We start from the raw sequence: 15,221 nt of genomic DNA, 5'->3' as shown, positions 1-15,221 counted from the left end.
ATCATAAAGGTACTAAAAATTATTGAGATTACCAACTTTTACAAAGACTTTCTTATCCCGAACTCAGGTTAATAGGTCCGATTGCCAACGACCGCGTAGGTGTACAATTGTGGAAATACGAAAATCAATTGATAGATCTTCCGACACTCGTCTGCAAATTAAAATACATGAAGGGCTTGACAATACAGTACTTTTTCGGAACAGAAAAAGCCCTTTCAATAGTAAAGAGAATAAAATAATGAAAAATGATAAAGAAATAATGAAAGACGATATGGTAACAAAGCTTGCCATACTGCTCTTTGAAAGCGGCAAGGCTTCGACAATGACCGAAGCACTTGACATCGTCATCAACTCAGAGACCTATTTACGGTTGATTGACGACAAAACAGCGTTATATTATCAGAGTCCACGTTATGTCTACGATTTCTTGCTCAACGAACTAATAACGGGGAAGTCAAAATAAATTGAATACGTATTCAAAGGCGAAGTAATACGTATTCGTTGGCGAAGTAATATATATTATATAGGCAAGTATATTGAATATACTTTTTCTGCTTAATCAAAAGGACTCCTTTTAGATTGCAAAAGGATTCGTTTTAGGCTGCAAAAGGACTCGTTTTGAACAGCAAAAGGAGTCCTTCTGCAAGGCAAAAGGACTACATTTCGATTACCTAAAGCGACATTCAAATATCTTATACAGAAATTTCAGACTAATCATAAAGCGATTGGTATAAAAACCATACGTACGGCATGCCTTGACGTCCTCACTCACAAGCACCATACGACTGCGCACTCCTTTGGTACTCAAACCACCCATAAGCATCGTTACAAAATCCATCGGCATATATTTTGCCTTTATACGATGCTTGAGAAACAGTCTGACCATCATGTCGTAATCGGCAGCAATCTTGTAATCAAGAGAGTACAAGCCATGTTTCTCAAACACCTCCCTACGAGCATAAAATGACGGATGAGCCGGCATGAAGCCGAAGCGTAGCCAGAACGGATGGAAATACTTAGACGAATAATAGCGCACAATGCGGTCTGGGGCACCATCCTTAATGAAATGTATGTCGCCATACACAGCATCCAGAGTGTTGTCGGCCTGCATCTCAGCAGCCACACGCTCCAGCACATCGTTCGACGTGAAGAAGTCGTCGCTATTGAGTATGCCAACCACGTCGCCCGTGCTATGGCTAATACCCTTGTTCATGGCGTCGTATATACCACGGTCGGGCTCCGAAATCCAATGCAGACGACCGCCAAACAGCGGCTCGTACTTACGCACAATATCCATTGTGTCATCCTTCGAACCACCGTCTACAACCCAATAATCTATCTCCTTATATGTCTGTGCAAGAACCGACCGCAGAGTATCCTCCACGGTCTTCCCACTGTTGTATGTAGCTGTTATGAGTGATATTGTCATTACCTTAATAATATAACAAGTCAGAATGTAGCAAAATATAATTCAAGACTTGCCATATCACGTAATTTGACAATCTTTTCAGTTCCCTTATGTTTCTCTTTTCTTATACTTCTACTCTTACTAACTATTTTAATTATAGTGTCTGCGACCCCATGTGTATTTACGATTACAGAAAAAGACTTTTTGCAAATTTCAAGCAATTCATCAGCAAAAGAGCGAGAAATAAACTCCACACCCTCCATATCAATAACGCACTTTGCATTACCTGATTCTTTGATGATTTTTTCAATCGCTCCTGCATTGCTACGGGAACGAATATCCGGACCTAATAGGTCTAAAACTTTAATGTTCTTTTCCATGACTTCATTCCTTATATATATTCATAAATATTAAAATGTTCTGGCAATGTAACTGGTATTCTCATAAGAACTATAGTTCCATCCCAACGTATTGTTTTAGGCAACTCCACTACTTCATCATGATCCTTTGACAATCTGTAAAATGCACTGCCCGAAAGCATGAAGAAATCGCCACCCATTCCTTTTGTTAAGAGTCTTCGTGATGTATTCAGTCCATAGCCACGCTCTGGAGAATCTTTCGTAGAAAAACCATCATTGGCCATACGCAAAGCCTTTGCTTCATTGTCCCCTATTTCCTCAAGATACTTCTTGTTCTTTATATAACTACCGTATACGGTAATACCGTCATCTGCAATACAAATATCTATACACCCTTCCTTTCTTAAGTATTGTGCAAAAATATAACCATACTTACTACACGAGTGTTGGTTTACATTGCATATTATCTCACTTAAGAGAATTATGACAATGGAGTTTTAACCGAACTATCATAGTTCGTTTGGTTTTCTATCAACACTTGTAAAACAGACTGTAACTCGTCCGCGACTTTCTCCTCTGAAGCACGGAATGCACAGATTGGAGTGTAAGTCTTATGTTTATAAGGTTCTAAAAGAGCCTTAATATCCGACTCTGCCTGTATGCTCAAAGGCTTGTGAAAAGCTATCGTTGAAAAATAATCGCTAATGTTTTGAGGATTATTTATACAATGTATTTTCTTCCCACATCTATGTTTATATATAGCCAACGGCGCAAGGAAAAACGGATGAAAGAAAGAGGCGTTTTTAAAGTTCCATTCTACTGTTTCGTCTTCAGATTTCTCTGAATCATTGATTATATGGAACAAATAATTAAAGACACTTCCAATCCGTTCATCTATACTTACATTGGGTATTAATACATTTGTCGGCATAGCTTACATTTTTATATTTGCAAAGTTATATTAAAAATACGACAACAGCAAATTTATATTATAATAAAGACACCATTGAAACTACCAAACTATTTATCATAACATTTCATAATATCCTCATACAATAATAAATACTGCCTATAGGTTTCATCCCATGAGAAACGTTTCGCATTATTGATACCATTCTCAACAATCACATTTCTATAATCTTCCTGTTGAAGTTTATATATTTGATCGGCAAAAGCTTCGGGCTTAGGTTCATTAACTAATTGAGATTTATCACCAATAATTTCTGTAATTGAAGAATTATCTAGTGCTAATACCGGACAACCTGCCTTTTGAGCTTCTATTACTGGGAGCCCAAAACCTTCATACGAAGACGGATAGATAAGTGCAAAAGCCTTATTGTATAATTCATTGAGTTTCGCATTATCAATACGACCTAATTCTTTATAATTATTCCTAAGATACCCATCTACCACCAAACGTTCATCTTCCGTTAGTTTGTCACCCACAATCATCAACTCCATGCCTACTAAAGCAGATGTTCGTACTGCCAACTCAAAATTTTTGTAAGATGCACGACTGCCAACATAAACTAAATAAGGTTGTTCCTTTATCGAATACCGATCTGCAGAAGATGCAAACTTAAAGAAATCATCCGATGCACCATTGTATATAACATGAACTTTACTCTCATCCAAGCCTTCAACAAATTTCAACAAATCTTTCTTTGTATTATTTGATATGCATATAATATGGTCAGCATTACGTAATGCATAGTTCTTTGTAAGACTATGTATATAACGCTTCAAACCGCTACAAAAATATTCATAAGTAAAATCGTGTACGGTAACAATATTTATTGCTTTCTTATCCGAGCAAATACGATAGTACGTAGAGTGGAAAATGAAGTGCTGCCCTTTATTACTAAACATTTGTGGCAAATACTTCATTACACCAAATAGTTTACTTGATATGCGTTTACAAATTAATGCCGAAGGTATATTCAACAATCGGTAAAATATATTTTTCTCAGAACCAGCATAGTCAATAAAGTACAATTTACCTTCAAGCTCTTGCGTATTAAGCAAACGTTTGAGCAACTCATACCAGACAACAGAAATTCCTCCTGATTTCTGCCATGCAAAAACAACGTTATCTATAAATATTTTCATAGTTGTATCTGAATCCTTACGAATTTGTTAATTGTGTGTATTAGTGTTAATATAAAATTTCAGTTATATATATTAAGTTAATGTACAACCATTTAGAGTGCTCTTTGACGTTTTGATTTGAAATGGTAAGAGTTTTTTTGCAGCCAAAACATATAAAAAATACGAATTAAGGGAAGCATATTTTATCTCAAGTAATAAACTTTGTTACTATTGAGTAAAAAAGCCAGAAGTTAATTATTAAAATGGCTACAAAAAAATCATCACTTGAAAAGTAAAAATAAAAGAGTATATAACGAAGTCAAACTCAACCCCATCTCATAATCAATAAGTCAAAGAACAATCTTTTTAGATGATATGTAATAATCGTGCAAATTGGTTGCACATATAGCTATATGGTATTTATATTTACCTTATAATTAATCACGATTCACAATTTTCTCAATAATTCCAAGTTGATAGTGAATATTCCACTTCTTTTCTATTTCTTTAAACGCATTTATGCGTGTATTATTTCTTGCTTCTTCGTCTTTATTTATCCATAATTCTATTTTGGCTTTCATGTCTGCCATATCATCCTTTTTAAAAAAGTCGCCAGTAACACCAGGCACTATAGCTTCAAACTCAGGGTTCTGATATTTAAAATCATCGTGAGTAATAACTGGACAGCCAAAACTCAGGGCATGTATGGCAGTCAAACCTACATTACCTGGAGACAAACAAACATAGGCATTATAGAACATCTCACCAATAACTTGTTCATCATAACATGGACCATACATCCACACTTGATTAGAAACGCCAAGACTCTCAGCCAGTTTATCAAGTGCAACATTCTCAATGTCCTTGCCCAAAAATACAACATTTACCGTCTTACCTTCATTCTTGAACTGGGCTATACTATGAATAATAAGGTCCAGCCTTTTCCACTTCTGAATTCGCCCACAATATATAATCGTTGGACAATCGTTCTTAAAGTGCTCACGGTATATATTGGAGGGTTTTAATTCTGAGCGTATCTTCATATCTTTGTCGGTATCAAGTGAATTTGCTATACAAAACATCTTATCTGTACTAAAGCCTACTTGCTCCATCAACTTTATTGAATACTCGTTATATACCATCAATTTTGTATATAGCGAATAATAAATACGCTTTATAAGTCGCTTGACAAAACCTTCCCTGCCATACCACCCATGCGTCCACGCTACAGTCTGTTTACCTAACAACCTGCATAAAACAAGCAAAACCCATGATGACAAACAATAAGGCTCGCCAACAAAAAAATACATATCATATTTTTTGAATATAATCCTCAGTGATTTAGACTGCCAATAAAAGTTCCCCCAAAAATAGTTCTTAAGTGTAGCCACATATCCTTCCAATATTTTATAATCAAAAGTCTTTATCTGTTGTTTCATATGACTTCCAAAATAAAAACTGCACGAAAATCTTTCGTCAATAGCCTTAAATATTGGCAAACGATAATGTGGACCGATATTTAAAACAAAACAAAGTTTTTTATCTTTCTTCAATAGTTTCATAATTCATATTATTAGTTACATTTTTTGAGCATACAACCAAAAGTATCAATACAAACAATCCATTAGATAACATAGTTGTAAATATTGAAGTATTAAGAAAATACGCTATCGTCGGCATAAACATTATAAATATATCAGATTTCTTATATCTTGCAGATATTGAATTTATAAACAACAACACTATAGCAAAGAACACACCAATTACTATTATTCCAATCAACCCACAAGCAGCAACGCCGTCAGTTAAGAAAAAATTTGCATTGGCATTCTGGCTACCATAAGCTACAACTCTACCCAAAGGCTCTGAGTATGGGTATGCTTCGGTAATATAATTAACAATATTAATGTGCGAATAGTATGTGTACGGATTCTCATTAAAGAAGTGAATATAGAACTGAGTAAGCCAGCCTGCGACACATACAGTACGCAACAAGACGATAGCAGCTAAAGTAAACACAATCTCATCATCTTGAAAGATATATAGCACCAATGATAGTATTAATATGCACACCATCATGAAGGAATGCAGATAATTGCATATTTTATCCTCGTTAAGCGAAATGACATAATACATAAATATTAAAGCAAATGGCATAAGAAATGTCATCTTCTGCATGTCTACCGCAAACAGCAGGAAATATCCTATCAAAGGTAACAAAGCCATCTTTCGTCTCTTCATCCTAAGATAACTAACCAATAAGAACGGATAGAAAGCTCCAAATAAGCACCCTCTAACATAGGCAACACCACCAAGATACTCAACTTCTGAATTTTGTGCACGATAAGCATACATATCTCCTGACTGTGTAAATATATTAACAAAATGCATAGAATTATGCGCTATTGCAACAAATAAAAGAGTCAAGACCAAAGTGATAATTTCTATTGTTCGTAATGACACTTGTGGTTTCACTACAATATCATGCAACAATGTCCATTCACCACCTAACTTAAACAGCGATATCATAATGACCATCATTGCAAGACAATAAGAGTAAATCTGCAATTGACTGATATTATACGCCACAAATATGGCGTGGACAAAAGGCAGATACACAAACAAATAGAGGAACAATGAAAAGAAAGAAGAAATCTTAGTCAGGCCTTTGTATGCAGCAAATGGCAATACGGAAAGCAATATCCACAGGACACGATTCTCCACACCCATCTCAACATAATCCATGTTGCCAATATAGCCGAACAGTTTATAGACAAAATTTTCATACATAAAGTCGTATGCCAACGCATATATACACGCCAGCATAAGCTTGCCTGAAAGACAATCAGTAGACAATATATAAGAAAGTGCTTTTTTCATAATAACACCAGTCGTACGACCAAAATACATACAGCAAACACCCATACAGATAATGCCATACGATGATTAAACAAATTATAATTAACTATACTTGCCATTTTGCGAAAGAGGGCGAACTTTACCAATGCACATATTGCAGCATAGACAATAAGAGTCGTAAACATACTACATGAACAATGGCAACATAATAACAAGCTACCTATTCCTCCAATAAAATACAATATATCATAACGCAATAGCACATTCTGGATATTATAAGCCCTAAATAACGGCAATAAAGGCTGTGTCAAGATAACAGGAAAAGACCACAACGACAATATCAAAGCGACATGTCCTGCTGTACTCCAACTCTCACCAAGAAACAGCACAACCAAATAGTCTCCGCCACAACTCAGCAATAACATAGGAATTACTGAAACTATTAACAGTATATTAAGTATCGACTCTGACATTTTCTCTATACGCTTACTGTCACCTGCGGCGCTGCATAGTTCTTGATAATACACCTTGCCCATTGACGAGCCAACTAATGACATAGGCAGAAGTAACAATTGCAAAATAATAGAAAAACATCCTATACTTGACTTGCTATAAGTACCAGCAAGAATTATAATAGGCAAATTCAACGTCGAAAATGCAAGAAGATTTGATGGAGCATCATACAGCGGAAACTTACGATACTTTTTCAACAGATTCTTTACACCTCTCACAGTAACTGTAGTCCACTTACGAGTATCTATTTTGAATAGACAAAAACACAAAAATATGGATGTTATTATTTCAGCTAATATCGTTCCGCATACAAGTCCATTAACAACCCCAAGAAAAAATACACCTAGAGAAATTCTGGCAATAGCCTGTGTAGCTCCTTGAAGAACATTCGAAACTGCAAGTTTTGAATAATTTGCATACCTATTATTCAAATTATAAACAATAGTATAGACAAAATATGCCAGCATATATGTTATAATCATATAACAAAAACCGCTGTCATAAATATTGAGCAAAGTAAAGGCGATACACAATAGAGAGATTACCATCAGACCTATTCCACCACATAGTACCAATAGATTTCCAACTTCTTCCTCCTCTGCCTTAACTATAATATTATCAATACTTAAGAACATAACAATTGCTACAATTGATGTGAATGAAGAAAATATACCCCATTCACCAAATGCAGCAGGTCCGTATAGACGCGACAATATAGGTGTCACTATTATAGGCAACACATACATTATTATATTACTGACCGACAATTTGGCTGTATTTACCAATAATGACTGGCCACGCAGTTTACTTAAATAGTTATTCAAAACTTATATTTCTTAGGTGATGGTACGTAATACATTGTAATTCCACGTCGTCCCAATTCCAACATTTTTTGAAGACAGGCTTTCGAATCAAACTCCTTTATCAGCAGATTGGAGATTCGACGTTTTCTGTAAGCACTTCCCATTCTTGATATCAACACTTGTTCGTGGGTTCTGCGGTCTATATCACCTGTAAGACAAGTATATGAGCAAACTTTACCTTCGTCATTATAATATCTGAATGTATAGGTTTTTGTAAGAAACTGTTTCCAATATGGATGTTCCTTATATAGAAGTCCCTCTACACAATGATCAAATGTTCCGATATAACTTGCAGGCAATCCTAAAGTAAATACAAGAGCATCTAACTGTGTCATACGATACCAAGGTGAATGTTCATCCCAACAATTTACACCTTTATGATGATCCCGTATAAGCCATTCTGAATTTTTTCCCCAGGCACATACTGAATGCTGAACGTTTATGCTACGTAGTACCCCAGGGCATTTCCGAAAAGTTTCTGCAAGAAAGCCAGCGGAAGTTGGTGTGTTATTGATGTCAAATACAAACGAATCATCAAACATACACGCAGGCTTTGGATAAGCAGGCATAAGTAATGTTCCTTCAGGCGTTATCACATTAAGAATCTTTTCTATCAATTCCTGTGCAGTACCACGATAATTATAGAATTCCTTCATTGCGGCATGTATACACACTACAGAGCCTTTCTTCATGCCCATGTCTTGCATTACACGCACAACATCATCTGCATTATACTTTTTATGATAGATTATACTGCCAACAACTTTCTTGACATCTTTTCTAAATGCAGATATATCCTTAATACCTGTCATTTTTTTGACAAATATACCGACTTTAGTAAGAAAACTCAAGTTTTGACCCATATCTATTTTAAACAAACAATTTCGGAATATCCTTTCTCAGTGTCCACAACGTTCCTATTACAAAAGCTACACAAACCATAGACAAAACGAATATCATTCGCTTCGGACCTGCAGGCTTAATAGGAACGGCAGCTCCCTTTAATGTTGTAAAAGCAGGCGTCTTCTCTTGTAGTTTTGCTATAGCAGCCTGTAGTTGCTGATTAAGTTGACTGTATGTATTGAACTTTAACTGCATATCATTCTCAAGATCGTTCTGCTTTAAACGAACACTCTCAAGAATTACATCTGCATTGGAATCTGAAAAGCTACCATATAATTGACGGGCTTTCTCATAATTTGCCTTTGCCTTAGTAACAAGCGATTTGTAATATTCTACATCTGCTCGTGCCTTATTAGTACGATAGGATGTAATATATTGCTGCAATATTCCACGTACTGAATCAGCCAATATTTTACAAACCAATGGGTCTTGAGACTTAACGGAAATTGTTATTACCCCAGTTTTACTGTCTACGACAAATTTGATGTCATCTCTTATCGCAGAAAACACCTTATCCTGTTCGGCAGTCAAATCATATGGATTTGTCTGTTTATCAGGTAGATTCTCTTGTTTTTGTACAGAACTGAACAACTTTGAAATTGGCGATACTTTATTATATTTCGTCAAATAATCATAGTAATTTGTCTTTATTTTCCCATCCTGAGTTGTTACAGAAATCGGAAGGAATTTGAACACGAAACTATTATCCTTCAATAATTCAGGATAAAGCAACGGAGTAATAGCATCTGTAGAATTCATCTGCGACATATCAAATCCAAATGAAGACGCAATAGACCCCAAAGTTCCTGAACTCATGGAATTTTCTATCTCTGGAGCTAACTTTGTTTCTGTGGAGTAATACCGCGGTACACTTACGATATAAAGACACGAACATAAAAATACAATCGGTATCAGTATGGCAAATAACTTCTTATTTGCCATTATTCTCTTTAATACCAATTTCAAATCTATAACTTTACTATTATTTTCTACCATTTTATTTTATTATCAACCGCTATAACTAACGGCTATTATACTTCATTATTATCTTTCCCTTGCTTTCCCTTGCGCCAATTATTATCTTTGCAATGCCCCGACGCGTTCTTTGGCTTGTTTACATACTTTTTTATTATATGACAGCCCATCGTTCCAGTCTTCTGCTATCTCTTCCGAATTCAAGAGCCAAACAAATCACTCTTTTATCAGAAGCAGCATAAGAGTCAGCGTAATGTCGAGTTTTGAACAGCCTCTTTCACCTCACGATTCGGATAGCCCAAAACATAAGTATTACCATCTACTGACTTTATTGTCAGATAGCCCGCTTGATAGAGGAACAGCTTCGGGTCAATCATATTCACATCGCTCTCTTCCAGATAGTCGGCATCAATAAGACAACCATCGAGCATGGGGATATCCTTGGCGAACTTATTCAACACCTTAAATAACATCTCGTTTGAACCTGATGCTATCCAATAAGAATTAAGACGTCCACGAGAGAATGCCGACAACACACTATAGGGGTTGTACACATTCAACATGTTGGAGGCAAAGTGATAACCGTCGTACAAGGATTGCATCTCATTGATTGTCGCCTCTTCGCTCATATTGCATTTGTCAGCCAATCTCTTTATCTCATTCTGAAAATTGTCTGTCAATTCGCTATACGTGATACCGCAAACGGTAGCCAACGATTCGTCAAAACTTATATTGGCAATAGTATTCAAAGTACTAAACAGGCTTATCTGCGTAAACTTAGTAATGCCTGTTATGAAGACACATTTTATACAATAGCCAAAATCTTTCAACCCCGTAAAAAAATCACGATATATAGTTCGACATTCCTCATGCTGGTCTGTATCGTACGTATGCTGCAACGGCACGTCATACTCGTCTACTATTACAGCTATCTGTACTCCAGACTTTTCGTACGCACGACGAATCACGCCATTAAAACGATTGCCCAATGATTGCTCGGATTGTACCTTTCCATATACAGACTCGTAATAACTCAAACGTTCGTTGAGATATTCCTTCAACGATTGAGCATCGGAGCCTCCTAAACTCATACTTAAATATATGACTGGACGCACAATCCATTCTTTTTCAATGGACATTATCTTGAGACCATCAAACAATTCCTTCCTGCCTTCGAAATAGCATTTCAAAGTAGACGCAAAAAGTGATTTGCCGAAACGACGAGGGCGACTGAGGTAATTGTATTTGCGGTTGTTAGCCACAGCCCACACCATATCGGTCTTGTCCACGTAAAGATAGTTTCCATTACGCAGCTCCTCAAAGTCCTGTATGCCTAACGGCAATCTTCTTTCTTGCATATCTTTATTTGCATTCTATTAAATAAACATTGCCGGGAGTCTTAGATTACCAGCTTTGACATCCTTCACAAACTCGTCGACCATAAAAGGCGAATTATTGCCTGCCGATGTATATAACGGCAAAAGAAAATTAAGGAAACCTTCTTCTACTTCCTTTTGTTGGGAAAGCCAAGCCGGTATTTCTTGAAACGTTCGTCGTAACCTTTTATAGTAAGGTAACCGCTCTGATATATCATAGGAATAGGATTGGTAGACATCGAATCAACGCTGTTTATAACGTCGCCTGATACTTTCTCTCTGGTGATGTCTAACAGGCGATAATTGTGCATCTTCAATAGGTCGACAAGGAAAGTGGGTGTACCAGTTTCAAACCAATAGTCCTTATAACGCAACTTAGCCAGTGTATTGAGTACACTGAACGGATTGTATATACCTACTGTATCCTCTTCAAAATGATAGCCGTCGTATCTTATCTTCAGCTTATTCAATGTCTCTTCTTCTGTATCGCCATACGCCTCGCCCAATTGCTCTATACCTTCACGAAAGTTGTAGAGAAGTTCATTCTGCGTCATACCACAAATGCTTATATAGCGTTGATCCATGGATATGTCCATAAGATTATTGAGGTCGCTGAACACGCTTACCTTGCCAAACTTTGTTACACCAGTAATGAAAGCAAAACGTATATAACGATCTTGCGTCTTCAGTACTGAGTAGAACGACTTGAGCAACGAACGGTGTCTCTCCTGCAATTCTTCATTGCGCAGAGTCTGGAGGATAGGCTTATCATACTCGTCAATTAGTATTACGACTCCACGTCCTTCCTTTTCGGCAGCACGTGCTATTACACCTTTAAAGCGCAAAGCGAGTGTTGTTTCATATTCACGAGCACCATACATTTCTTCCCATACACTCACGTGTGAATTGAGGACTTCATACAGACTATTCTCGTCACGGAAATTTGCCGTATTCAAATCTATATAAAAAATTGGATGACTCTTCCATTCTTTCTCCATATCATATATGGCAAGTCCTTCGAAGAGTTCTTTCCTACCAAGGAAATAGGCTTCGAGTGTAGACAGGAAAAGACTCTTTCCGAACCGTCGTGGACGGCTCAGAAAGTAATATGACCCTTCGTCGGCAAGCTTATATACAAATTTGGTTTTGTCAACGTAAGCGAATCCGCCCTGACGAAGTTTGACAAAGTCTTGTATTCCTATTGGATATTTCATATATGTATGTATTAGAGGTATACGTAATCAGGCAATTTTACTTCGTCAGATTGGCTATCGTAGCTATCATGGCGGCTATCGACGACATGCTTGAACCGAGGCTCATGGTCTCAGCCACACTCATCTTGCGCTTCAGCTTGGCTGGCACTACAATCTCGCAACCCGGCATTACGCGTGCGCCATGGCTAACCTTGGCTACACGACCGTTCATATATATAATGTAGGCACGGTTCTTGACGGCGTCTGTAGCATAGCCTCCTGCCTGGTCGATATAGTAAGATGCACGCTTGCCCTTCTCGTAGGCTACGGTATTGGCATACATTACGGCTCCATTAACCTTGACAGTTCCATTGTACTTAGGCACGATGAGGCGGTCGCCCTCGCGCAACACTACGTCGGCATCGCTGCCTGGATTCTTCAATGCTTCGTCAAGGTCGATGCCTACGGGATATTCGTCAGGCACGTTGAACTTGGCAAGTTCGGCATTCTTGGCATCTTCGGCTACCTGCTGCATGCCGCCTGCATTGTTGCTGCTTGCCGAAAGCTGGAGCAGATTCTTCTGCAACTGCTCCTGCTGCATGCGCAATACGGCACGCATGCGCTCCTTCTCGGTTTCGTTGGCACGACGCATAAGGCGTGCTCCCTTGATATAAGCCAGTCCGTTGGAACCGCCCGACTTGCGGAACAGCTCGCTCAATCGTACATTGTCCTTAGGCAAAGTGTACATTCCTGCAAACACTACTTCGCCCTCAACACTTACATTCTGCTGCTCGCTGTAGGCTGGGCTGCGCATTACGTACACTTCGTCGAAGGGCATGAGCTTGAACTCGGGTTGTCCGTCTACAGCAAATCCGTCCTTCAACGACACGGTGAAGGTCTGGGCTATAACCGAATCGGGACGCAGTGCCTTGGGGTCGGTGATACGTCGACTAATGTAGACATTGACAGACGAGGCACGATCGGTCAATCCGCCTGCCTGAAGCACGAAGTCTTCAACGGTCTCGTTCTCGGCATAGCGATAGGTGCCGGGATAGTTCACCTCGCCACGTATGGTAAGCGTGCGCTCCTGTATTTCCTCTGGACGTGTGGGAATGAAGAGCACGTCATTCTCCTTCAATGGCATGTCGGCTACACGTCCACTCATGATGCCTGCCACGTCAACGCGTATTGCCTCAAGCGAGCGGTCGGCTTTCAAGCGATGCATTACGGCACGAGCTGTGAAGGCTTTCTCGGTCACGCCCTCTGCCTGGGCAAGAAGAGTGCGCACGCTGTTGACCTGACCTCCAAGATTGTACTTGCCAGGACGGAATACTGCGCCACGCACCTCTACTGTGTTGGCAAAACGAGGCAAGATGGAGTCTACCTCTACCGAGTCGCCGTCGGCTATCTGGAAACTTGAGTAGTCGAACTCGCCAACATTATATACCGAATACTCGCGGCCGGTCTTGCGATTGACACGAACTGCCTTGGTATAGGCATCGCCCGTGAACGAACCTGCATATTTTAGAAGTGAAGCTACCGACTCGTTCTTCTTCATCTCGTAGAACATTGGACGCTTCACCTTGCCCGAAATGTTAACAAGGCAGTCGTAGGGACCTACTACGATAACATCGCCTTCGGCAAGACGCACGTTGCCCGTAAGTCGACCGTTGAGTATATAGTCGTAAATGTCGACTACGGTGACGAGCCGACCGCTACGATACACCTTGATGTTACGCAACGTACCAAGGTCGTTGGTGCCTCCTGCCATGTATAGGGCGTGGAATACTGTAGCAAAGGCAGACAGCGTGTATGTACCAGGCAAGCGCACCTCGCCCATCACATTGACCATAATGGTGCGTGTCTGACCTACTGTGAGTCGTACACGGCTGCTTGTATAGCGGCTGCCAAGCGTAGAACGCAGGCGTGCATTGGCCTGTGCTACGGTGAGTCCTGACACTTGAACGGGTCCGTAACCTTCGATTGTCACATCGCCATCGGGCGATACGGTACATTGCTCGGTCTTCTGCGACGCTCCGTATATATCTATAATGACGGCATCGCCCGGACCGAGGCGATAGTTCTGAGGTGTGGCTATGTTCATATTGGGTTCAAACGAAAGAAGCTTGCTATTGAAGATGTCGCGACCGAAGACACGGTTTTTGCTTTTTGCCAATGAGTCCTTATCGCTACTGACCATTGCAGCCATCTCTTTCTGAAAGTCGACATACTCCTCATCGTTGTCGTCGTAGGTATGGGTATAGGTGCGGTCGGGCTGCGCCTTAACTCGCTGCGAAGAATATTCGGCAGCCTCAGCATCAGCCTTCTTGCCATAGTCATTGCGTGTCTTGCCATTATTGGTGCGCATACGTGAGGTTTCAGCTGCACTCTTGCCTGACATCGAACTCATTGAGCCTTGATTCATCTGGCTCTCGTACTTGGTGCGCACGCGACGTATCTGAGATATGTCGACTCCACGCTGCATGAGTTTGGTTACAATCTGGGCATTTGACGTGCCGGCTGCATGCTCCTTGGCTACAAATGCCATAACCTGATCGTCGGTCATCGACTGTGCTACTGCCGCCAAAGGCATCAGAAGAGCAAGCAATATGTATACTATGTATCGTCTCATTATGAATTATTATGTGAATACGTTAAACTGTTATATCTATACATTATATAAT

Annotated in this window: 13 protein-coding genes and 1 pseudogene; 1 reads left to right on the top strand and 13 read right to left on the bottom strand. The window is 39.2% G+C overall.

Going from position 1 to position 15,221, the window contains the following annotated elements:
- Positions 1-238: 238 nt before the first annotated feature.
- Entirely contained in the window at positions 239-463 is a 225-nt protein-coding gene (locus tag I6E49_RS04310; RefSeq protein WP_235392326.1) for a hypothetical protein, read from the top strand.
- 204 nt (positions 464-667) lie between these two features.
- Here the strand turns inward: I6E49_RS04310 and I6E49_RS04305 are convergent, their stop codons facing one another.
- The 13 genes and pseudogenes from I6E49_RS04305 to I6E49_RS04245 form a co-directional block, all read right to left on the bottom strand.
- Complete coding sequence (locus I6E49_RS04305; protein ID WP_235400659.1) at positions 668-1,429, bottom strand: glycosyltransferase family 2 protein; 762 nt, start codon at positions 1,427-1,429, stop codon at positions 668-670.
- A gap of 20 nt (positions 1,430-1,449) precedes the next feature.
- Positions 1,450-1,788 carry a DUF4325 domain-containing protein gene (locus I6E49_RS04300; RefSeq protein WP_235400658.1) on the bottom strand — a complete coding sequence of 113 codons (339 nt, stop codon included), beginning with the start codon at positions 1,786-1,788 and terminating at the stop codon, positions 1,450-1,452.
- Between the two features lie 11 nt (positions 1,789-1,799).
- Entirely contained in the window at positions 1,800-2,051 is a 252-nt protein-coding gene (locus tag I6E49_RS04295; RefSeq protein WP_235400657.1) for a hypothetical protein, read from the bottom strand.
- 197 nt (positions 2,052-2,248) lie between these two features.
- Entirely contained in the window at positions 2,249-2,698 is a 450-nt protein-coding gene (locus tag I6E49_RS04290; RefSeq protein WP_235400656.1) for a hypothetical protein, read from the bottom strand.
- 89 nt (positions 2,699-2,787) lie between these two features.
- Complete coding sequence (locus tag I6E49_RS04285; RefSeq protein ID WP_235400655.1) at positions 2,788-3,876, bottom strand: glycosyltransferase family 4 protein; 1,089 nt, start codon at positions 3,874-3,876, stop codon at positions 2,788-2,790.
- A 416-nt stretch (positions 3,877-4,292) separates the two neighbouring features.
- On the bottom strand, positions 4,293-5,417 hold the full coding sequence (locus I6E49_RS04280) for a glycosyltransferase (protein ID WP_235400654.1): 1,125 nt from the start codon (positions 5,415-5,417) through the stop codon (positions 4,293-4,295).
- Entirely contained in the window at positions 5,395-6,735 is a 1,341-nt protein-coding gene (locus I6E49_RS04275; protein WP_235400653.1) for a hypothetical protein, read from the bottom strand. The genes I6E49_RS04280 and I6E49_RS04275 overlap by 23 nt, the downstream gene beginning before the upstream one ends.
- A complete protein-coding gene (locus I6E49_RS04270; RefSeq protein WP_235400652.1) occupies positions 6,732-8,051 on the bottom strand; it encodes an oligosaccharide flippase family protein in 1,320 nt (439 codons plus the stop codon). The genes I6E49_RS04275 and I6E49_RS04270 overlap by 4 nt, the downstream gene beginning before the upstream one ends.
- Positions 8,048-8,902 carry an AAC(3) family N-acetyltransferase gene (locus tag I6E49_RS04265; RefSeq protein WP_235400651.1) on the bottom strand — a complete coding sequence of 285 codons (855 nt, stop codon included), beginning with the start codon at positions 8,900-8,902 and terminating at the stop codon, positions 8,048-8,050. The genes I6E49_RS04270 and I6E49_RS04265 overlap by 4 nt, the downstream gene beginning before the upstream one ends.
- Before the next feature lie 58 nt (positions 8,903-8,960).
- Entirely contained in the window at positions 8,961-9,989 is a 1,029-nt protein-coding gene (locus tag I6E49_RS04260; RefSeq protein WP_235400650.1) for a chain-length determining protein, read from the bottom strand.
- Positions 9,990-10,213: 224 nt separating this feature from the next.
- The gene (locus I6E49_RS04255) at positions 10,214-11,326 is read right to left on the bottom strand and encodes an ATP-binding protein (RefSeq protein WP_235400649.1); all 1,113 of its coding nucleotides are present in this window, start codon (positions 11,324-11,326) and stop codon (positions 10,214-10,216) included.
- Positions 11,327-11,371: 45 nt separating this feature from the next.
- Positions 11,372-12,558: pseudogene (locus I6E49_RS04250) on the bottom strand (ATP-binding protein); the annotation flags it as partial.
- 37 nt (positions 12,559-12,595) lie between these two features.
- On the bottom strand, positions 12,596-15,169 hold the full coding sequence (locus I6E49_RS04245) for a polysaccharide biosynthesis/export family protein (RefSeq protein ID WP_235400647.1): 2,574 nt from the start codon (positions 15,167-15,169) through the stop codon (positions 12,596-12,598).
- Positions 15,170-15,221 lie beyond the last annotated feature (52 nt).

This window comes from Leyella stercorea (assembly GCF_021531655.1).
The sequence above is the reverse complement of the archived record's forward strand: the minus strand, read 5'-3'. Positions and strand labels throughout refer to the sequence as shown.

Bases quoted from the DNA above. Each gene is read 5' to 3' on its own strand.
- I6E49_RS04310 (WP_235392326.1), top strand. From the start codon at position 239: ATGAAAAATGATAAAGAAATAATGAAAGACGATATGGTAACAAAGCTT.
- I6E49_RS04305 (WP_235400659.1), bottom strand. From the start codon at position 1,429: ATGACAATATCACTCATAACAGCTACATACAACAGTGGGAAGACCGTG.
- I6E49_RS04300 (WP_235400658.1), bottom strand. From the start codon at position 1,788: ATGGAAAAGAACATTAAAGTTTTAGACCTATTAGGTCCGGATATTCGT.
- I6E49_RS04295 (WP_235400657.1), bottom strand. From the start codon at position 2,051: ATGGCCAATGATGGTTTTTCTACGAAAGATTCTCCAGAGCGTGGCTAT.
- I6E49_RS04290 (WP_235400656.1), bottom strand. From the start codon at position 2,698: ATGCCGACAAATGTATTAATACCCAATGTAAGTATAGATGAACGGATT.
- I6E49_RS04285 (WP_235400655.1), bottom strand. From the start codon at position 3,876: ATGAAAATATTTATAGATAACGTTGTTTTTGCATGGCAGAAATCAGGA.
- I6E49_RS04280 (WP_235400654.1), bottom strand. From the start codon at position 5,417: ATGAAACTATTGAAGAAAGATAAAAAACTTTGTTTTGTTTTAAATATC.
- I6E49_RS04275 (WP_235400653.1), bottom strand. From the start codon at position 6,735: ATGAAAAAAGCACTTTCTTATATATTGTCTACTGATTGTCTTTCAGGC.
- I6E49_RS04265 (WP_235400651.1), bottom strand. From the start codon at position 8,902: ATGACAGGTATTAAGGATATATCTGCATTTAGAAAAGATGTCAAGAAA.
- I6E49_RS04260 (WP_235400650.1), bottom strand. From the start codon at position 9,989: ATGGTAGAAAATAATAGTAAAGTTATAGATTTGAAATTGGTATTAAAG.
- I6E49_RS04255 (WP_235400649.1), bottom strand. From the start codon at position 11,326: ATGCAAGAAAGAAGATTGCCGTTAGGCATACAGGACTTTGAGGAGCTG.
- I6E49_RS04245 (WP_235400647.1), bottom strand. From the start codon at position 15,169: ATGAGACGATACATAGTATACATATTGCTTGCTCTTCTGATGCCTTTG.